Below are 19285 nucleotides of genomic sequence, written 5' to 3'. Positions count from 1 at the left end.
TACGTGGAGCTCTTTAAAAGGGCTCCATTTTTTTATTTCAAACCCGTCTGTTATCGGCATGAGTGGAGATTTCCAAAAGAAGCTTCTATTAAATGTTTGTCCAATCATTTTACTAATCTCTTACATATCTTGATGTATCAAAAAAAAGAGGAGCTGATATTTTTGGTACGTATTCTTGATAAAGCAGCCGTCCAGCCGCTTAGTAAATTCAACCCGGCCAGATCGTTCACTATTCGGCGTTCCCCGCAAAAATCCGGCATAGCATCGATCCCTATACGGATTCCAGCGAATTCTCAACCGAATCGTGTAGATTTGGTAGCTTCCATTGGTGTCAGAGGTATCAAAGGCATTGCGCAGATTCGTTTTAGAGTCTTCCGCGATAATACAGAAATTTTCAACACGCAGCAAGGCATCGAATCTACGGGTTCGGAACAAAATTATATCGTTACCTTCCAGGCTGAAGATAGAAATGTAAAAGCAGGTGCCCATGCTTACACAGTCACGGCAGAAAATCTTACTGCAAATACAAGAGTGGATGTTGTAGGGCCTATATCGTTTAGTGGATTAGCTGTTAAAACCAGAAATTAACAGCGCCTCTATGCCTGAAAGATGCTTACAAAAGCATCAGCAATAGATTTTCTAAGTGAGAAAAAGCAGCTCGTTCCGCAAGGGAGTGGGCTGCTTTTTTTTTGAAAATGATTTGCTCGCTTCGCTCAATGCTTGGAAGTAATGGAAGGTACCTATATAATAGAAATACCATCTTTATGAAAGGGGCTATCCGATGAAAATAAGCCAGCTTTCGAAAGCAACCGGCGTCAGCGCCCGTTCTATCCGGTATTACGAAAAGCAAAAGCTGCTGACCGCAAAGCGTTTAGATAATGATTATCGGGAATTTGACGAGGCTGACATCAAGCGAATCAAAACAATACAAATTTATTTAGAACTCGGTATGTCAACGAAGGAAATTCTTGAAATTTTAAAGTGCCATGAAAATTTAGATGCCTATGATAGTGATGAGTTCTGTGAGGAAATGCTCGGAGCCTATGAGGAAAAACATGCAGAGATCGTCCAACAAATTCAAACGATGACTACGGTACAGCGCAAACTCGAGCAACGTATTGAAAAAATGAGAGGCCAGAAAGCGATGATAAGCACAGCGATCGCTTCCGCTGAACAATCAAGCCAAACTCTATGAGCTAAAAAGGATATAGAAAAGGCCATCTCTATGGTCTAGAACTGACCTTTCTCTAAAATTCCGACAAGCTGCTGGCAATCGTTTAAACCGAAACAGGTTTCTGGATAAGCTCAACTAGCCTCGAAAGTCCATCGGTACCGTAGCCTTCTGCAACCCCCCGATTGATCAATTCTTGAATCGGAGTCATCAGTTCCGTACTCACGCCCTGCTCTCGACACGCGTCAATGAAATTAATAAATCCCGCCTGGTTGACATAAAGGCTGGAGACGTTCGTTAGATGATCACCTTCATCAACTGACTTCGCCAACAGAGGCAGAGAGGCCGACATTGCCTGAAGCCAGGGAATCACAATGGACGTGAACGCTTCCGCTTTGATCTGCTCCGAACGGACCATAGCAACTCCATGGAAGAACCCCCCGAACATCCCATACATGGCACTTAGCAGTGCTAAGTCGTATAGGGCAGCCAACCCGGGGTCATCGCTAAGATAATTCGCGGCCCCTAGACATTGTAGCGTCGGCTGATAGGTTTGGAAAACCTTTTCCGAACCGCTATACAGCACAAGTGCGCCGGAGGTTCCGATCATCTGCGGGACAGCCATGATCCCGCCGTCCAAATATTCGGCACCCCGGCTGGTTACCCAAGAGTCTGTTTGACGGGCTTGTGCCGGAGTCCCGTTTGTGAGGTTTACGATCGCCCGGCCGGCCAATAACTCACCCGCCTCCTCAAGAATCTCATGTACGGCTCCGTAATCCATTACGCAGATCACCACAATCGGGCTCGCTGTAATCGCTTCGTTCACGGAACCCGCGATCTTCGCCCCCTGCTTCATAAGCGCATCAGCCTTGCCTGGCGTGCGATTCCAGACGGTCGTCTGATGTCCTTCATTCAGGAGCGTTTGGGCTAGAGCTGATCCCATCATGCCTAAACCGATGACACTCACCGGCGGGAGGTTAACTCCCGCTGTGCCAGAATCATAGCTTGCTACAGTCTCACTTCGATCATTTTCTTTCATTCGGATCTCTCATCTCCTTTCCCCCGTATCATAAAACATTGACACTGTGTCAATGTCAACTTAACTTTTGGATGAAATGATGAGAAATATTTCGTTATACTAAAAGCCCGTCATCAACGATCAGGTGCAGGTCCCGCGGCGCCAGTTTATCTTTCTCCGATCGCTTAACAAATACATGTTATGTGCGTTTAATAAATTGAACAAACGATTCCAGAGGCTTAATGTTAGGTGGGCTTATTTCCTGCGGCAAATTATCAATATCAAACCATTTAAGCTCTAGCGTTTCGTCGGTATCTGATAATAACTCCCCTGAAAAATCATTACACACATAAATGATTCCGATTAAGTATACTTCGTCACCATTGGGGTATGTGTACATCCTATCATCACCTGAAAAGATCCCTAAAAGCTCAAGTTTATTGGCAACTAAGCCTGTTTCCTCAAATAGCTCACGCTTAGCAGCGTCTTCGACCACTTCACCTAATTCAACAACACCACCATGTAATGCCCAACACAAATTATCTTTTCGCTTCTGTAAAAGCACTTTTCCATCTTTATAAACGAAAACACCTGCCCCTACAGCAATTAACCTGTCATGACCAATTTTTTTTCGTATGTTTTGGATGTATCCCATCGCTATCCACCTTCGTTATATTAATCCTAAAAAAGCTCGTCGCGAAGTTCGAAATATGCATCATTCCATCCCATCTTTGCATAAAAGCGTAAGCCTATCAATCCATTGTAGTACTTAGCTCCAATCAATCTTTCATTAAAATTAGGAATAGGAATATCCATCTGTTCCTGATAAATCTGGTAGCTTTGGATCACATCGAATCCTTTCATGTGCCCATCTAAAGTTGCAAGGTCAACAAGAAAATCCTCACATTTCCCATTACTATCAATAATTCCGGTTATACGTTGCCCATCCGATAAAATATTCCACTGATGGAAAGCACCATGAATAAAATAACGATGTGGCTCATTATAGATAGAGTAAGCTAACAAACGGTTATAACATTCATCAAACACATCTTTTTCCAGACAAAAAGTTTTGAATAAGCTGTACCAGTCTTCCCAGAAGGTCCCCACTTGATCCTCTGCATTAGAAGTAATGATATGTCCCCTCCAAGAATCACTAGCGCCATTGCCACTCGAATTTACAAATCCATAAATAACCTATGGTGCTTCCTATCTCCACGTGATTCATTCGTGTTAGAATCTGGATGACTTCCGGAATCATTCTATGTTGCTGCTCAAAAGAGCAGCTTTTTAGGTTATGTCCTTCTATCTTTTCTGAAATTAAATAGTTCAATGATTTGTAATTGCCCAGGCCGACACAAGGGGGAAACGGAATCCCTTGGGATGATAAGAGGGTTGAAATAAATTTTTCAGTTTCAAAACTCCCCGCTACATCGCTAAATTTAATCACGTATTCTTTTTCCAAAACCGTGAAGGAGAAAACCGTACTTAAATTTCCGCCTTTTAATGGCGTTATCCCAGTCACATCTGAACCAAAATATTTACTCAATACAACCTGTACTTCGGAAATTTCCATTGCTGGTTTTTTATAAGCAGTCATTTATTACCCTCCTTTTTCCTTCACATCTTTTCTCGCTAATAACTTTAATAATTGAATATTTTAAAATTTTTTATTTAAAAGAAAGATAAAGTTTTTTTATAACAATACTACAAACTGCCTAATGAAACAGGAGTGATGGGGATCCTTCCTCCAAATAAATAAAAATCCCCTTTTATAACTGCACCACCCTCATCGTGCAAAAACTCCAGTTTTCCAGGTGCTCCGACAGTTTTAAAACAAGTTATTGCATCATGTTCGCGCTTATTTATGAGCCTAAGTTCATATTTATACCACGGCTCATACGATATATATAATTTACCGTTATCCAATGTAATTTTAGGGCTAAATTTCTTATTATCGCTGGTATACTGGCCGGTATAATTAATATGAATAGTATGCTCCATTTCAATCAACTCGTGTGGATGAGGAATAGAAACATCCTCCCCAAGTACTATGCGAGCCAGATCCTTTAAAATAACTGCCGGCTGAGAGGGATGGACATTACACATAACTATAAACGTCAAATCTTCATCAACAAATCTTTGATACTCGGTCATAAATCCGTCAATCCCACCGCTATGTCCAATAATCTGCTGTATTTTCAATGAGTTTTTTATAATGCCTTCATTTGAGATGTTTAGCCCATATCCATAGCTAGTTGAATCATTGACTCTAACATGAGGTTTTACCATCAAGTCACGTGATTCGCTAGATAGAAACGTATCTGTATATAAGGCGCAATCCCACAAATACATATCTTTTACTGTTGAATACAGTCCACCCGCTCCCGTCATTATAGACATATCTATAAAGTCTGCATGAACATAGTTCCCCCACACTTTATAACCGGAAGCACGTTGCAGCAGTATTGCTTCGTTACGATCACTACCAGTATTATACATACCCAAAGGTTGCAAAATGGACTCATCAAGGAAATCACCGAAGCTTTGTCCAGAAACAAGCTCCACAATACGTGCCAAAACTACATACCCTGAATTACTATAAAAAAATCTCTCCCCAGGATTAAAATCCAATGGATGCTGCTTAAATTGCATTATTGTGGATTCGGGAGGGGAATAAATTCGAGCTTTGGATCCAAATTCTGGAAGATTAGTGAAGTTTGGTATTCCTGAAGTGTGTGTAAGAAGATGATGGAGTTCGATTTTATCCCCATTTGGATAATCGGGTATATACTTATTTAATGGATCATTGATAGATAATTTACACTGCTCTTGAAGCAATAAGATTGCTGCGGCTGTAAATTGTTTACTAACAGATCCGATACGGAATTTTGTCTCCACTCGATTTGGTATTAAATGTTCTCGATTAGCCAATCCCCATCCTCTACATATTAGGCATTTACCTGATTGGGCTATGAGAATAGTTCCACAGAAACCATCTACACTTACCTGTCCTTCGATGTATGCCTCGAGTCTATCAAGTACGTATTTTTCCACTAGTTCCTCTCCTTTTTATGGTATTGGGATTCTACTATGTACTAATCACTATTTGTCAACATCGTCCAAACACTTTTTCGTTGTCTACATAAATTATGCGTAAGCAGTTTTAGCTAAATATATGCGAAAGCCCATTTTACAAGCTCGCGCATTTATAGATGTGGACATATTTTTTGGTTGAAGTTCAAAAGGAAGAACGAATCAAAACGTTGGAAAGGATGGTTGCTGATATGGGAGGATTCCGTTCTCCTTACATTTGGGTGATGACAACGGAGTTTAGTCCACTAATCATCGGTGGTCTTGGAACTGTTGCTACCAACCTATCACAAGCGATGGGTAGAAAAAACATGGAGATGATCGTGTGGAATCAAGGTTCTGGCAAGCAAGTAACGTACACCCGGCAGAACGGATTGCTCGTAATTGGTGTTCCCCGAACTGCACTTTATTTTGACAGCAGCAAGCGTTCTTACAAAATCGGTTCTTTAAGACGGGCGGCCTCAAAATATATTAGGAGAAAACCGGATGTTATTCATGTGCATAGTTTGGAATATGCTAGGGAAGCATTGTTTTACAAGAAAAAGTATCGGATTCCCATTGTGTACACTTGCCACTCTTTAGTTGAATCAGGACAGAGATGGGAAAAAATCTTAAGGGAAATTATTCTAGGTGCCGATCGGGTCATTGCTCCAAGTAAATGGCTGCGGGGTAACATTGTGAAGAGATATCCAAAAGCTTCATCAAAGACAATAGTAATCCCCCATGGAATAACGCCTTCCTCCCAAGCATCGCAAGCCCCTTGGCATAAGCTTCTCTACGTCGGAAGAATGATTTCGTCCAAAGGGGTTACCTCTTTAGTAGAGGCTACGGGTATGTTGGCGCGTAAGCGTAGTAAGCTCAGTTTAACGATCATCGGCAAAGGCTCTAGCAAATATCGAAATAGACTTGCTGCTATCGCACGACGTAAAGGATTTGCATCGAAAGTAAGATTTTTAGGCTTCATTCCTCCACATAAAATAAAACATAAATATGCATCCTTCGGTATAGTCGTCGTACCAAGCATTCAGGGGGAATCATTTTGTCTTACAGCACTTGAGGCGATGGCTTATGGTAACCCTCTTGTTTCCACTCGAGCCGGCGGTTTGAAGGAGTTTGTCAATCATCGAAACTCACAAATCATTCCATACGTTACTAGTAAAGCCATCGCAACATCGATCGAGCAAGTCTTGACAAACCCAGCGAAAACAAAGTGGAGAATACGAAACGCCAAGCTCATGGCGCGGCGCTATCGGTGGCCTGATATAGCCGAGCGATACAAAAAATTATTTGTACGCCTAAAAAGGAGGAAGTAAATGGGTAGCAACAACTACACTCCTGAAGCAGCTGCATTGCTTACCAAGTTTAAGGTAAAGGCCAAACGAATAGACTATGTCCAAAAAGGGGTTTATAAAGTTGTCTTGAGCGATGGCAGTATGCATTGCTTAAAGCGTATGCCCTGCCCGGTGACTCGACTGCATTGGATGGATAGAGCACTCCTTAGAATTAGGAAAAAGGGGTTTCCTAAAATCGCCTGGCGAAGGCCACTGACGCGGGAAGGGAAACAATTATTCGTAAAAACACATTCTAGAACCAATTATATACTCACCCCATGGATACAAGGAAGATGGCCTAACCCTCGTTCAAGTAAAGATATGCGCGCATGCGGAATTGCCTTAGCGAAATTTCATAATGCGGGCCGGAGCGCTGATTTTTTGAAAGCCGGTTCTTCTAACATGTTGGGTAGCTGGCCAAAAATGATTCGGGGACAACACCTTTTCTTGAAAAAGCATGTTACTACTGCCTATAAAAACGGGTACCACAGGCGTATGGATAATCTTCTTAAGCAGCATGGACATGAAATTTTGGGCTATTCTAAAGCAGCATCTCAGAGTTTACTCAAGTCTAAGTATAAGGCAATTTGCAGTGGAAGCCGAAATAGGGCTACCTTGTGTCATGGAGATGGTGGACCGACTAATTTTATATTAAATAGTACGGGAACTCATCTGATCGATTTTGAAACCCTCCGAGTCGACTTACGCGCTTACGATTTATATAGGGTCCTGTATAATTCGTGTAAGGATCATAAATGGAATTTTGCGATCGCTCGTTCCATCCTCGATGGATATCAGTCGGTTAACAAGCTCAAAAAAGAAGATTTTGCTCTTTTGAAGGTCTGGCTGCGTTTTCCTCGAACGATGTACCTTTTGCTCAGGAAATTTAATCACAGAAGTTTAAAAGATAAAACAACTTCGGAGAACGAATTCCTGCAAGTTCTTCAGGACGAAAGGAGAATTACCTCCTTTATCAGGCATTTGGACAAATATGCGAGATAACTGTTCCAGCTTACAAGGCTCGCTCTAACACAGCACCAATGCTGTCGCGTAATCCGCCGTCCGTTCCGAAGCGGTTAGGAACCAGTCTGTATCAAATATCACTTACTTCAAATTTTCATTACTATACAATGGAACGATGATACCTTTTATTGGAGGAAAATAATAATGAAAGAGCATATCGTCCATTTTAAAATGATTAGTAAGACAGGAACACGGCTGCTAAGAGGGCTTATTTATTTGGAGGACCATCAGAAACCTACAATACAAGACTTTGAGCAATGTCTTAAGGACTGTGGTCATGATGTACGCATAGAAAATAAAGAGAAGTTTATTTTCAAAGCATATAGACCCGGGGAGGAATATCTCATCGATGTTCTTGAAGATTACGAGGATCCTCATACAAGGGATCGGTATGCTGATAGCTTGGCCAAATCGTTCATGAAGGACAACAATCCCATTTAGTACGCGTTACATTGAATCCTTACTGTATTAGTATGGCGATCGCTCCCGGTTCCAAACCGTAGAGTGATCGCCATTTTGTCAGATCCATATTCCCGCCGTATTGCGGCTGCCTGCTGTTGAGTCATCGTTCCTTGTTAGTTCAATGCCAATCCCATTCCGAGTAATGGTGATTATTACGCCCTGTCAGAGCCTCGCGAACGTGATGTAATCGACTTGGGCAGGCTCTGCCGATTCGATTCGAAGTGCCCGGTTGATCTGTCCCCGGTGATATTGCCCATGTAAGAGGACCTGCAACAGGATGTCCCGGACGGACGTTCGGAATGGAACCCCGCTCTGGTTCGCATAGTCGACCATCTCGTCCAACCCGGATTCCTCGAGTTCTTCGATATAGATACGATATTGCTCGGCGTTTTCTTCGAACATCGTCCGGATTGCCGACAGGTCTTCCGCTTCCTCCCACAACGAATATTGCGCGCTGGCCTTGCCCTGCAATCGGGACAGCCAGACTCGTTCCGCGACCGCGACGTGCCGAACCAGCTTCAGAAGGTCCTTGTTCTTCGTCTCGCTCTGCTCGAGTGCATCCAAAATGCGTCCGTCTGCCCAGTATAGGTGGTCCATCATGCACTTGATCGTCTTCATTTCGGTTTCCCCCTCTTCGTCTCATCAATAACTTGTTATCCGTTAGTTTAATTATTTGAATGACTAATTAAGCTATCGTTCCGTAACCTTAGATGTAAAAATGCTTGGTACAAGAAAATAAAATGAAATTTCAATCGATTCTGGATATAGAATTGTTGATTGTCCTCCACCTCGTTGGCTTAGTGTAATTCTTCCGTTTATCAGCCCCATTATCCCTTTAAATAGAGCGTATAACCCAAATCCTCCAATTAATATGTCACTGAAGTTCTCTTTAAGATACTTCATAACATCACATCCGATTAATGTTCTCACCAACATCTATACGTTTTCACTCACTAGAAGTTACGTTGTTATTCTGCCTCGTAGTTAAGAAAATCCTCGTTAAACAAAACAGGCGATTGATCTCGGTTTCATCGCTACGTTATCGTTCTCCGTTAGTTCAATCCCGACTCAACGATTTCTGAATACCACTTCACCAAATTCAGGCTGAACTCTGCAAACGTAATTTCTGTGAACCAAGAGATATCCAGCACCATCTTTTCTTCACTAAACTGATGCCCCTTTTAGTAAAATGAGTGGTTGCGTCTTTTTCAACGTGTTGTCGCGTGCGATCTGCTCCCTAGTTATTAGTATTGTACACGTCCCTCACTGGTTTATTGCTTTCTTTATTGATTCGATCAAGGCACTTGATGTAGTTGAATACCCATATTTATTTTCTATATAAGCAATATGTACTTTGGTTTTCCACAATCCGTCTAATGTCTCGGCAGTTTCGAAAGTTGATGTCGCATCGCGAACAATATTACACATAAAACCATAACTACTCATGTTTTTCATACCATAATCGCTATATTGAACACATATATCAGTTTCGAATCCCATATAAAATAGAACTTTGATTCGTCTTTCTGATAGAAGCCTATGAAATTGGGCATGGTCATAAACAAGTAAATCATCCTCTTGCGGCTTGGCGGGTTCTGCAATATCTATGAACTCGTAGACACTGTCATTTTGTTTCAACCATTCCCAATTATTGATTTCATTCGAATGCTGGGATTGCCAATGCTGAACCCATTCTTTTGGCGGAAATATCTCTATTTCCCCCGTAGTTAACTGCTCAGAACTAGTTTCTTGCATGGATCTTCTAAGCCGTTCTCTTTCAGCAATTGTAGTAGAATCAATCCATTGAGGGTACTTTTCTAAAAAAAACGGATGATTACAATGAAATATTTGAACCCCCATTTGCCTTAATTCGTTAACCGCAGGTGCAATGACTTCTTCAATTATTTGCCGTTTTCGTATTGCATGCGAAACCCCGCGTTCTGTACTCAATTCAAAACCCAATTCTGGTACGATGGCTCCATTCTCCCAACCGAAGTTCCAAATATCAACGAGGGCAATTCCGATTTCTTCCGTATCCAACGTGTATTGTGATGCCATACGTTTAAAGCTTGATTCTGTGAACGGTAAATTAGGAACTGGTGACATTGGGGTGTATTCTAAGTTAATGGTGAACTTCATACTTCCCTAATCATTCCCTTCTATCCTGATCTAAACTTGTAACCCAATTTATCTTCATTTTGTATAGTCGGATCATTGTGTTAAACTGTCTGTTACTTCAACGAAAACGGCAACCAATTTTAGCTGGCTGCCGTCATGTCTGATTGAACTATCGTTACCGTCAGCAGAATGGTTCTTGCATTTTTCTTTCAATAATTCAATAATCCTTTCGTTTTGGTCAATTTGAGTTATGATATTTGAGTTAAGTTTTTGAATAGCAACAAATATTCCAAACAACGCACCTAAAATTAAGAATCCTACGAGGCCATCCATAATTAACTCCTTTCACGAAAAAAACTTGGTTTTGGAACACAAAACAATTCCAGTGATATTCGTGATAATAACTCAATTTCCTTTTTATGTAATATGTCCAATGAGTATGGTTGCAATAACCTGCCCGTTAGCAGCTGCGTCGCAGTTGATGACATCCGAAAAATCCCCCAAAATGAGCTTATAATGTCACTGTTCGTATTACCGCATATTGTTTGATGTCTTATCATTGGGCATTAAGTTCAAAAACGGTTTTGACACAATACCTAGTACAATCCCAATAGTAAAGCCAACCGCATGTACAAATAACCTATCAAAATGAAAACCACCTAGACCTATAACATTTCCGAGAATACAATATCCTATCAAATACTCCATTTCTCGACTCTTAATATGCTTTACAAAAAATTCTCTATTTCTCAAACAGAATAATACTATTATACCCATTAAACCAAATATTCCGGCGGAACTCCCAACAGATGAGGTAGGCGAAAAAACAAAGGAAAAAATAATTTGTTCTAAAATGTTACTTATCAAAAAGACCAACAAAAACCAACTGCTCCTGATTTTTGATTCTATAAGTACTCCTGAGCAATACAGCGCTAGACTATTAGCCAAAATATGTACGACTCCCGTGTGGAAAAATGAAGAAGTTACAACCCTCCACCATTGATAATCCAAAAACAACTTCTCTTTATTTAATGTCCCCCATTGATGTAAGAGTCCGTTGAGGACGAAAGAATCTACCACAAATACGATCAAAAATATGCTTATCAGCAATATCGCCATTTTTGGAAAATAATTTTTCACAATATCTCACCTCGAAGACTTGCGGAAAGATTAATGTTCTAGCTTCTCAATATTACCCCTATTCTCTAATCGTGCCCGATAGGTAAGGAAAGGCTCCCGTTGGTGTCGGCAGCCTGGCACTAAGTAGTAATGAACTCTCGTATCCCGTTAGAATATTGGGTTTAGTTCCAACCATTTTTTAAGCATAACAATATCTTGATTAACATTCCTTATGACTGCTGAGTCTCCCCACGTATCAGAAAGAAAAGAAACGTATAATGTCCCACACAACCGGCAATAGGCCGCCAGAGTGAAACCATAATGGTTTCGCATGGCTGGCTAGCCTATCACGATTATTTACATCCCAATTATATCAAAAATGGACGAAATTCAGAAAATAGCTTCCTAAGTAACTACTATCTTGAACTCAGCCTATTTTTATCGTTTTCTGAATGGATTGTTATTGCGCACTTTTCGATGCCGAATGTTTAATCATTTCAATCACGCTAGCCACTCCGTTCTCGCCGTGTCCTGCCGTGAGGGCCCCCTCCAGAAGCGTCTTGAAGAACTGAGGTATATTTGTTCTGATCCCATTGGCTTGGCTGGTATGCAGGAGGTGTTCCATCGCAGCCAAGTGAATTTCGACCGTGCCGTCTTCTCCCGGGTAATGCCCTTTTTCGATCTGACCGGCGTGATTCGTCATCAGCCCGCTCACAAAAGGCAAGTATTCCGTCGCTACAGAAGAGAAAGCCGATGCATCGACTTTCTCTGTGCCGACAAGGGCAACAGCGTGATAGAAACCGCTCAGAGTTCCCCATATGAGGCTGAATAGAGCCGTATCATAGAGTGAGGCAAGACCAGGGTCTGTTCCAAGATGCGTGGCACCGCCGAGACTCGCCAACGTAGATCGATGGCTCTCGAAGGAAGCGGGCGATCCGCTGTAGAGGAAGACTGCTTCAGGCTGACCGACCAGACGAGTGCCGCTCATTGCAGCGCCGTCAAGGTAATCGGCGCCACGACTTGTTACCCATTCGGACATCTGGCGTGCCAATTCCGGCGTACCAGAGCTGATGTTGACGACGACGCGGCCCGAAAGAGCATCACCTCCTGCATCGAGAATCTCGCGTACACCCTCGTAGTCGGATACACATACAATCACAAGCGGATTAGCTGAAATCGCTTGGGATATTGAGGCTGCCTGGACAGCTCCTCTGGCGACAAGAACATCTGTTTTGTTAGCCGAGCGATTCCATACGGTCGTCGGGTGTCCATGATTCAGGAACGCTTTAGCCATGACCGAACCTAACATACCCAGGCCAATGACTGTCACTGGCTGGCGATTAATTGATTCGTTCTCTTTCGAAAGCAATTGCGTATTTGGGTTAATTTGGCTCATGTGAAAAGCCCCTTTCAAGTATAGTTATGATGATTTTACAGGGCATCGGCTTGATCTGTCTGATTCCCGTGAGGGAACGTGGAGGGCTCCCTAAGACCGAATGTAATAATGATCGCGCCGAGAACGACGGCGGTAACGGGCACGATAAGTGCGGTTCGGAACCCATCCAGCATGGCTAGAGGCGATTGTTCTGCAGAAGCGGCGACGTTGACAGAAGTCACTGCCGACAGTCCGAGTGCCGAGCCAAATTGGAACGATGAGCTTAGCAGTCCGCTGGCGAGCCCTTGTTCTTCTTCTACGATGCCATCGGTAGCTGCGATGGTAAGAGGGCCATAGGTCAGAGCGAATGCGGTGCCGAGAAGAATCATCGTAGGAAACATTGCCGCATAGGTCCAGTCGAGGTCAACCCGCATGAAAAGAGCATAGGAAACTGCGGCAAGACAAAACCCGCCGAATATGACCCTAACATTGCCGAAGCGGTTGACGAGACGCGGCGTGAGGGTCGGCGCGAGCACGGAGTCGACGCCGATGGCAAGAAGGGCGAGTCCGGTCTCAAACGAGGACCAGCCGCGAAGCTCCTGAAGATACAGGACGGCGACGAACTGGAATCCGAAGAACGAACCGGCGAACAACATCGCGCCCAGATTTGCTCGCACGAGGGAGCTCGAACGCAGAATGCCAAGGCGCATTAATGGTGACGCCGATCGACGCTCGATGACGGCGAAGATGGCCAAGAAGGTGAGACCACCGACAAGTGTGCCAATTGTCCAGCCCCATGTCGTATCTGGTGCTTGAACTACCGTAAAGACGAGCAGAAGCATCGCGCTCGTTACAGTGAGCGCTCCGCTGATATCGAAGCCTTGAGACGAGCGTTCCGGGCGGCCCAAGCGCGGGATGAGACGGATGGCTGCAAGAAGAATTACAAAAGCTAAAATGACCGGCGCAAAGAACACCCATCGCCAATTGAGCTCGGTCAACAAACCGCCGCAGACAAGACCCAGTGAGAATCCAGCCGCCGCGGTTCCCGCGTAAGCCAAAAGCGCCTTGTTGCGATGTGGACCTTCCGGAAAGCTTGTCGTGATGATCGAGAGACCGGCAGGCGTCATGAATGCAGCGGCTACTCCCGTAACGAACCGGGCGACAATCAGGATCCACCCTGCGGTTGCAAGCCCGCCAAGGCCGGAAAAAACAAGGAATATGGCAAGCCAGGTCAAAAACATTCGCCGTCTACCCAGCAAGTCCGCTGCCCGGCCTCCGAGCAGCATTAAGCCTCCATAGCCGAGAACATAAGCACTCATGACCCAACTGAGCTCGCTAACCGACATGCTCAGTTCAGCGCGTATCGATGGCAAGGCTACGCCCATCATCGATACGTCGATTCCTTCAAGGAATATCGCCCCGCAGAGCACGAACAACAATCCCCAAGCGATTTTGTTGTTCGAACTTTTTGGCGTCATGGATTCATTTATTGCACTCACTTGTTTCCCTCCTTGTTTTGTAGTTGGCGCTGGTACAAAAAGATAATATATCCTATAATCAAAAGAAGGAAGTACGCACTTTTTTGTGATATAGAGAGAAACAAGTAGCATGGGTACTAAAAAGTACCTATGTTGACAGGAGGAAATGTTACATGGAGCCTCGCCAAAAACCAACTTATAATATCCCTATAGAGGCCACGATAGACGTCATCAGCGGGAAGTGGAAAACGCTGATTTTATGCCATTTAACCTATGGACCGAAAAGAACGAGTGAACTTAAAAGGCTAATACCCGACATTACGCAAAAAATGTTAACGCAACAACTCAAAGAGTTGCATGAGGACGGGGTTATCGATAAGACAATTTACAACCAAATACCGCCAAAGGTTATCTATGAATTGAGCAAACTAGGAGAGACACTGAAAACAATCATTGATCATATGTGCGACTGGGGGGAAAAATACATCCAGGAGCGTTATCCCGAAAGCAATTAAAAGGGCAAGAGATACATGGATATTGATTCCATATAGGGAGTGTCGTATAGTTACTCCACCAGTAAAGAAAGGGTGACCAAAAGCCGGTGATCTACTAATCCTATCAACAAAAATCTATTTTCTTGGATTTCGAGATAGGATTAGTGTCGGCTTTTTATAAGAAAAAACATCAACCACCCAAATATATGCCCAGCTACGTGGAGAGCGGCGCAGGGAATTATACCACCGGTATTTCTAGTAATTTACGAATAAGAGGGTTGGCACTTGGTAACAGCTTCGCTGGCATTACCCTAAAAGTTGATTTCCCATATTACATAGCACATAAACCGGATTCCTTAGCGTACGGAATTTCCGGCTTCTTTGATCTAATTTTCGCTTAGCGTAACGCCCCGTCCCAACAGGGACGCCGCAGGCATTGTCTCATTTTCGTCAAACCAAACGACGACAACGTAGGGGCTTCAATTTCTTCGAACGCCCGATCGAAAAAACGACGCTCAGTGCTTCAGACACACACCCACAGAGCTTCGTCCCCCATGTTGCTCTGCGACTACCAGACGGAACTCGCGCACATGCCTTACGCGAGCGTTTGAGCAATGCCCATGTCTCAATCAGCTAAAGAGTGGTAAGCTTTTAAAGTACATAAATGACAAGAACTTGATAGCACTTCCCCCCGCGCCCGCGTTGCGCGAAACGGGCATTTATTAAAAACAAAAAACATCATTCATTTTTTGAATGATGTTTTTTGTGCCTCCCGGCTAAATTGTAAACCTTGCAACATTCTTATCAACGTATTCACGCATAAACAGTTGGAAGATAACAAATGCTGCACGTCTTGAGTCCATTTTTATTGACGAGCCGCAGGAGCCGGAGCCGCTCGCTGCGTTTGAATCAAGTTGTCTACATTGGACTGTGACTTATTAATTTGCTCTTGCGTCAACGGCTTGCCAACGCCGAAGCTCTTGACGATTTTCTTCAGCGTATCCGCATCGAAATCATCCATCGCATACATCTCCACCGTAAATCCCTTGTCCTCCCAGATAACAATTCCATTTGCAAAATACAGCTGGGTCCCATCGATCATTTCCGTTTTCACTTCGCCGGTCGTTTCAATTCCGTTCTTGCCGCCTTGCGAAATCAAGAAATTCACGGATTTTTCGCCTTGCGCGTATTGCACCTCTACCATCGTCTTACCGTGAATGACGGTGTTGACATACTTGAAGTCAGCCATCCAGGATGGAGCCGGGAAGTTCATTCCCACGGCGGTACGGGCTTCGTCCACGGTCATCGTCGGCAGCGGCGGCAGCTCCACTCTATCGGTTTCGGAACCTTGCTTCTGGGCGGAGGCATTTTTGGCAGACGCCGGAAGCTCCTTATCGACTTGAATGATGTCCATATTGCCTACTTGAAACTTCGCCAAGATCGATTGCATCATACCTTGGGCATAGGAGGTTGTAGACAGCACTCCGCCAATCAGCACTACACCAAGTACAGCCACAGTAGCCGTTTTCCATGTTCTATTCATCGTTGTTATCCCGTCCCTCATCGTATTTTTCGGTGAAATGGTTTGCGTCTCGATCTTATGTACCAGGCACCTGTGAATCCGCTCTTTCGCCAATGGATTATCAAGCTTTGTATTTTCAAGCAAATCGATCACATCCTCGAATGCTTTGAGGTCTTGTTTATTATTCATCCATCAACCCCCCTGTCCCTAAAAATTTATGCAGCTTCTTCAAGCTCCTGTAGACAATGACACCGATCTGGGATTCACTTACTCCCATGAGTCCCGCAATCTCCGAGTTTTTGAGACCGGCGGCAAACTTCATGGCGATGATGTTGCGTTCCTTGTCGCGCAACTTGGCAAGCGCTTGAAACAGCGCCTGATGGTCGTCAACCTGGATGGCTAGCTCCTCGGGAGAAGGCTTCGGCCAGATCAGCTCGGTAATCGAGTCCAAGGAGAAATGAAATCTCTTTTTCCGGGCGCGAAAGTAATCGGTGACGGCATTCCGTACTATGGCGAACAACCACACCTCGAATACGGCTTTTTCCTCCGAGAAGCTGCCGTAATTGACAATAACCCGTTCAAACACTTGGCTGCAAACATCCTCCGTCTCATGCTGATTCTGAATCCGGTAGTAAATATACTTGTACACGCGGTTAAAGTACTGTTCATAAATCCGGGAAAATTGTTCGGTTGACAGGACCTCTCCGGCAGCACGGAGCTTGTCCATTCGCCCCCTGAGTATGTCCTTGTTTACTCGGACGCTCTCCACTCGCTTTCCTCCTTCCTTTGCTTTTATTTACATCCAAGCAAGCCGGTTACGTATGTTAATACGCCGCTTAATGAAATCCCTTAACAAGCAGCGGTCGTTTTTTTCTTCAAGTCACTATTATAGAGCATGAAAAAATATGCGGGCACCAGCAATCGCTGGAAACCCGCATCCACTATAACGGCGTTAATTGTTTTTCACGGATTCAAGATTTGATCCACATACCGCTGGTTAAGTCGGCCCTCAGGGCACTCACCAGTTGTTGAAGGCTGCCCATGTAGGTGGTGTTGCCTTCGACTGGTCCGATTCTCTATCATCCGGCTTTAATACCCCTTTTTCATATATACTTAATATAGATTCTACCATCAAACTCATAAGGACGGTCGTTCTCGTTTATGGTAAGTTGGCCTTTTGCACCATCATTTCTGCAAAGACGGTAACCCGGTCAATTTTCAACCTTTGTTTGCGGACTTCCTCTAGCGACGGTAGATGATCGATTCTGAATAAAGTATTCTGCAGTTAATAGTTCTGACCGACTGTCGTCATGTCTAGATGAACACAACCGTCTCCTATTACCTTAGCAAGTTAACATTCAAATGAAGGGAATGAGAACCTCGAAAGTTGTGTATGAAATGCCTTCTCCCATAGCTCCCATTGTTCGATTGGTAATTCTCCGACGATTTGCAATCCTGAGGGTTCAACTGAAGCGTATAGGTAGTTAGGTGATATTCCTTCCTCACCAAACCACATAGGACATTGATGCGGCTTAACAAGACATTGTGGCAAGACCAAGTAAACTTGCTGAAGTTGTTCCCATGTGGCTTCAATAAATTCATTGAAATTTAAGCAGTACATTCTGTCAATTGAAATAATACCTTTTTCGTTTGCTGCAAGCTCTTTATTATCATAAAAGCAAATGTCCATTAATCGTTCTCCGTTTCTGCTCGCGTATCTTACCAAGCGAAGAAGTCCAGTCTCCGCAAGGTGAAAACAGATGCTGTAGATGCCTACCAGCTATGCGAACTCTATTACAAAGAGGAATTTGAGAAGCATAAACAAAGAGGTATTGGTCTGCTCAACCTTCGTCACCTGACTCGGCAGCACGAATCCATTACTCATATGTATATCCAGGCTAAGCTTCATTTCCAGTCGGTTTTAGACCAGGTCTTCCCCGATTATAAAGGGATCTTTGGGGATCTTTACTTCGTGGTCTCCTTGTCGGTCTTAAGGGAATTTCCAACGTCCAAAACTGCACTTAAAGCTGGATTAACGAAACTTACAGACAGAATCGCATGCCTCTGCCCTAAACGTTCCGAGAACTGGGCCAATGAAAAGGCTAAAGCTATTCTAATCGCAGCCGCGAATAACCCTTTTCAGGAGACGGTCTACAGTAGCCATCTCGTTAGCATTGAGTTATACATCACCCTACTCCTTCAATATCAAGAGCACCTATCCCAGCTTGAAAATAAGATCGATGCTCTTGCTAATGAAGTTGAAGAATTTATGATTATCCAGTCGATTCCCGGAATCGGCAGCAAAATCGCAGTAATGGTTTTGTCCGAAATCGGGGAAATCAACCGGTTTAATCACGCCAAGAAGTTAGTCGCTTTTACAGGTGTTGATCCGAGTGTATTTCATCTGGGAAGTTTACAGCAACAACTAACGGGATCACTAAGCGCGGCTCTAAGCAACTGAAGCATAGCCTGTATCCGGCGGTTTTATGCGGGCTGAGGAATTCCCGAAATAAAAAGCTTCGAGAATATTATGATAAGAAGCGTGAAGAAGGAAAACCGTACCGAGTTGCCATTGTAGCTTGTATAAACAAGCTCCTTCACTGGATTTACGCCCTATTAACAAAGAAAGAACCGTTCCTTGATTTAGCTTAAAACCCACACTTCTCATACAGATGAAAAACCTTCCAGCAGCTATAAGGAAGGTTATTAGGTATGACCATTTAACAGTATAGACCTTACTCATTACGAATTTAAGAGAAAAATGTTAAACTATTAGCTGGTTTTAGTTCAACGCCATGCTCAATGTTTATAGTTGAATGGGTTTATAACTTAGTGCTTGTTCAACGACTTGCTCTGCTGTCAGTTCATGTTCATTCCAGTAAATTAAATCACTAACTTCAGGATGTGGGACGCTATACTTGAGAAGTTCAATCATACTATCGATTTCTTCTTCATTACCTTCAACTTTCATAATTTTTCTTACCAACTCGATCAATTCCTCTTTACATAGCGCCTTCATTACGGTCACCAATCCTTTAATGATGATTAATTAATTATACGTAGTCACTGCGCTATACGGCT

Annotated in this window: 21 protein-coding genes and 1 pseudogene; 7 read left to right on the top strand and 15 right to left on the bottom strand. The window is 43.5% G+C overall.

All coding sequences use genetic code 11. The features are described from left to right. Window positions 1–162: 162 nt before the first annotated feature. Window positions 163–588: an exosporium protein C gene (locus tag GGC63_RS10130; protein ID WP_079912824.1), complete on the top strand. Its 426-nt coding sequence runs from the start codon at window positions 163–165 to the stop codon at window positions 586–588. A 193-nt stretch (window positions 589–781) separates the two neighbouring features. Further along, window positions 782–1195 (top strand): MerR family transcriptional regulator, encoded by a 414-nt coding sequence (locus GGC63_RS10125; RefSeq protein ID WP_192702181.1) that lies wholly within the window; start codon window positions 782–784, stop codon window positions 1193–1195. Between the two features lie 82 nt (window positions 1196–1277). Here the strand turns inward: GGC63_RS10125 and GGC63_RS10120 are convergent, their stop codons facing one another. The 5 genes from GGC63_RS10120 to GGC63_RS10100 form a co-directional block, all read right to left on the bottom strand. Then, window positions 1278–2210, bottom strand: a complete 933-nt coding sequence (locus tag GGC63_RS10120) for an NAD(P)-dependent oxidoreductase (protein ID WP_192702180.1) — start codon at window positions 2208–2210, stop codon at window positions 1278–1280. A 178-nt stretch (window positions 2211–2388) separates the two neighbouring features. Next, the gene (locus GGC63_RS10115) at window positions 2389–2844 is read right to left on the bottom strand and encodes an NUDIX hydrolase (RefSeq protein ID WP_192702179.1); all 456 of its coding nucleotides are present in this window, start codon (window positions 2842–2844) and stop codon (window positions 2389–2391) included. A gap of 26 nt (window positions 2845–2870) precedes the next feature. Beyond that, entirely contained in the window at window positions 2871–3299 is a 429-nt protein-coding gene (locus GGC63_RS10110; RefSeq protein ID WP_192702178.1) for a phosphotransferase, read from the bottom strand. 46 nt (window positions 3300–3345) lie between these two features. Then, entirely contained in the window at window positions 3346–3789 is a 444-nt protein-coding gene (locus tag GGC63_RS10105; protein WP_192702177.1) for a hypothetical protein, read from the bottom strand. Window positions 3790–3896: 107 nt separating this feature from the next. Continuing rightward, a complete protein-coding gene (locus GGC63_RS10100; protein ID WP_192702176.1) occupies window positions 3897–5246 on the bottom strand; it encodes a serine hydrolase domain-containing protein in 1350 nt (449 codons plus the stop codon). A 173-nt stretch (window positions 5247–5419) separates the two neighbouring features. Here GGC63_RS10100 and GGC63_RS10095 point away from each other — a divergent pair, with 173 nt between their 5' ends. The 3 genes from GGC63_RS10095 to GGC63_RS10085 all read left to right on the top strand — a co-directional run bounded on the left by GGC63_RS10095 (window position 5420) and on the right by GGC63_RS10085 (window position 8077). Next, complete coding sequence (locus tag GGC63_RS10095; protein WP_192702175.1) at window positions 5420–6595, top strand: glycosyltransferase family 4 protein; 1176 nt, start codon at window positions 5420–5422, stop codon at window positions 6593–6595. After that, window positions 6596–7615 carry a phosphotransferase gene (locus GGC63_RS10090; protein WP_192702174.1) on the top strand — a complete coding sequence of 340 codons (1020 nt, stop codon included), beginning with the start codon at window positions 6596–6598 and terminating at the stop codon, window positions 7613–7615. It abuts the gene before it with no gap. Between the two features lie 165 nt (window positions 7616–7780). Beyond that, on the top strand, window positions 7781–8077 hold the full coding sequence (locus GGC63_RS10085) for a hypothetical protein (RefSeq protein WP_144027975.1): 297 nt from the start codon (window positions 7781–7783) through the stop codon (window positions 8075–8077). Window positions 8078–8260: 183 nt separating this feature from the next. Here the strand turns inward: GGC63_RS10085 and GGC63_RS10080 are convergent, their stop codons facing one another. From GGC63_RS10080 to GGC63_RS10055, 6 genes are all read right to left on the bottom strand, one after another. Beyond that, window positions 8261–8716, bottom strand: coding sequence for a DinB family protein (locus GGC63_RS10080; RefSeq protein WP_079912831.1), 456 nt, complete (start codon window positions 8714–8716; stop codon window positions 8261–8263). 645 nt (window positions 8717–9361) lie between these two features. Beyond that, complete coding sequence (locus tag GGC63_RS10075; RefSeq protein WP_192702173.1) at window positions 9362–10237, bottom strand: isochorismatase family protein; 876 nt, start codon at window positions 10235–10237, stop codon at window positions 9362–9364. A gap of 72 nt (window positions 10238–10309) precedes the next feature. Beyond that, window positions 10310–10549 (bottom strand): hypothetical protein, encoded by a 240-nt coding sequence (locus GGC63_RS10070; protein ID WP_192702172.1) that lies wholly within the window; start codon window positions 10547–10549, stop codon window positions 10310–10312. Window positions 10550–10747: 198 nt separating this feature from the next. Next, on the bottom strand, window positions 10748–11356 hold the full coding sequence (locus GGC63_RS10065) for a rhomboid family intramembrane serine protease (RefSeq protein ID WP_192702171.1): 609 nt from the start codon (window positions 11354–11356) through the stop codon (window positions 10748–10750). Between the two features lie 439 nt (window positions 11357–11795). Beyond that, a complete protein-coding gene (locus tag GGC63_RS10060) occupies window positions 11796–12731 on the bottom strand; it encodes an NAD(P)-dependent oxidoreductase (RefSeq protein WP_192702170.1) in 936 nt (311 codons plus the stop codon). Window positions 12732–12766: 35 nt separating this feature from the next. After that, window positions 12767–14209, bottom strand: a complete 1443-nt coding sequence (locus GGC63_RS10055; protein ID WP_318781018.1) for an MFS transporter — start codon at window positions 14207–14209, stop codon at window positions 12767–12769. Window positions 14210–14361: 152 nt separating this feature from the next. On the opposite strand from GGC63_RS10055, the gene GGC63_RS10050 reads away from it, so the two are divergent. Then, window positions 14362–14703 carry a winged helix-turn-helix transcriptional regulator gene (locus GGC63_RS10050; RefSeq protein WP_192702169.1) on the top strand — a complete coding sequence of 114 codons (342 nt, stop codon included), beginning with the start codon at window positions 14362–14364 and terminating at the stop codon, window positions 14701–14703. An 844-nt stretch (window positions 14704–15547) separates the two neighbouring features. Here GGC63_RS10050 and GGC63_RS10045 read toward each other — a convergent pair. From GGC63_RS10045 to GGC63_RS10035, 3 genes are all read right to left on the bottom strand, one after another. Then, the gene (locus GGC63_RS10045; RefSeq protein ID WP_192702168.1) at window positions 15548–16393 is read right to left on the bottom strand and encodes a hypothetical protein; all 846 of its coding nucleotides are present in this window, start codon (window positions 16391–16393) and stop codon (window positions 15548–15550) included. Then, window positions 16386–16973: a sigma-70 family RNA polymerase sigma factor gene (locus tag GGC63_RS10040; protein WP_318781017.1), complete on the bottom strand. Its 588-nt coding sequence runs from the start codon at window positions 16971–16973 to the stop codon at window positions 16386–16388. The genes GGC63_RS10045 and GGC63_RS10040 overlap by 8 nt, the downstream gene beginning before the upstream one ends. 582 nt (window positions 16974–17555) lie before the next feature. Continuing rightward, window positions 17556–17894, bottom strand: coding sequence for a hypothetical protein (locus tag GGC63_RS10035; protein ID WP_192702167.1), 339 nt, complete (start codon window positions 17892–17894; stop codon window positions 17556–17558). Window positions 17895–17906: 12 nt separating this feature from the next. Between GGC63_RS10035 and GGC63_RS10030 the strand changes: the two are divergent. Further along, window positions 17907–18856: pseudogene (locus GGC63_RS10030) on the top strand (IS110 family transposase); the annotation flags it as partial. A gap of 154 nt (window positions 18857–19010) precedes the next feature. Here GGC63_RS10030 and GGC63_RS10020 read toward each other — a convergent pair. Further along, window positions 19011–19223 carry a bacteriocin immunity protein gene (locus tag GGC63_RS10020; RefSeq protein ID WP_192702165.1) on the bottom strand — a complete coding sequence of 71 codons (213 nt, stop codon included), beginning with the start codon at window positions 19221–19223 and terminating at the stop codon, window positions 19011–19013. Window positions 19224–19285 lie beyond the last annotated feature (62 nt).

The organism is Paenibacillus sp. OAS669 (assembly GCF_014873645.1).
GTDB classification, from domain to species: Bacteria; Bacillota; Bacilli; order Paenibacillales; family NBRC-103111; genus Paenibacillus_S; species Paenibacillus_S vulneris.
This window is presented reverse-complemented; position numbering and strand designations above follow the sequence as displayed.

Bases quoted from the DNA above. Each gene is read 5' to 3' on its own strand.
- GGC63_RS10125 (WP_192702181.1), top strand. From the start codon at position 782: ATGAAAATAAGCCAGCTTTCGAAAGCAACCGGCGTCAGCGCCCGTTCT.
- GGC63_RS10120 (WP_192702180.1), bottom strand. From the start codon at position 2,210: ATGAAAGAAAATGATCGAAGTGAGACTGTAGCAAGCTATGATTCTGGC.
- GGC63_RS10115 (WP_192702179.1), bottom strand. From the start codon at position 2,844: ATGGGATACATCCAAAACATACGAAAAAAAATTGGTCATGACAGGTTA.
- GGC63_RS10105 (WP_192702177.1), bottom strand. From the start codon at position 3,789: ATGACTGCTTATAAAAAACCAGCAATGGAAATTTCCGAAGTACAGGTT.
- GGC63_RS10090 (WP_192702174.1), top strand. From the start codon at position 6,596: ATGGGTAGCAACAACTACACTCCTGAAGCAGCTGCATTGCTTACCAAG.
- GGC63_RS10085 (WP_144027975.1), top strand. From the start codon at position 7,781: ATGAAAGAGCATATCGTCCATTTTAAAATGATTAGTAAGACAGGAACA.
- GGC63_RS10080 (WP_079912831.1), bottom strand. From the start codon at position 8,716: ATGAAGACGATCAAGTGCATGATGGACCACCTATACTGGGCAGACGGA.
- GGC63_RS10075 (WP_192702173.1), bottom strand. From the start codon at position 10,237: ATGAAGTTCACCATTAACTTAGAATACACCCCAATGTCACCAGTTCCT.
- GGC63_RS10070 (WP_192702172.1), bottom strand. From the start codon at position 10,549: ATGGATGGCCTCGTAGGATTCTTAATTTTAGGTGCGTTGTTTGGAATA.
- GGC63_RS10060 (WP_192702170.1), bottom strand. From the start codon at position 12,731: ATGAGCCAAATTAACCCAAATACGCAATTGCTTTCGAAAGAGAACGAA.
- GGC63_RS10050 (WP_192702169.1), top strand. From the start codon at position 14,362: ATGGAGCCTCGCCAAAAACCAACTTATAATATCCCTATAGAGGCCACG.
- GGC63_RS10045 (WP_192702168.1), bottom strand. From the start codon at position 16,393: ATGAATAATAAACAAGACCTCAAAGCATTCGAGGATGTGATCGATTTG.
- GGC63_RS10035 (WP_192702167.1), bottom strand. From the start codon at position 17,894: ATGGACATTTGCTTTTATGATAATAAAGAGCTTGCAGCAAACGAAAAA.
- GGC63_RS10020 (WP_192702165.1), bottom strand. From the start codon at position 19,223: ATGAAGGCGCTATGTAAAGAGGAATTGATCGAGTTGGTAAGAAAAATT.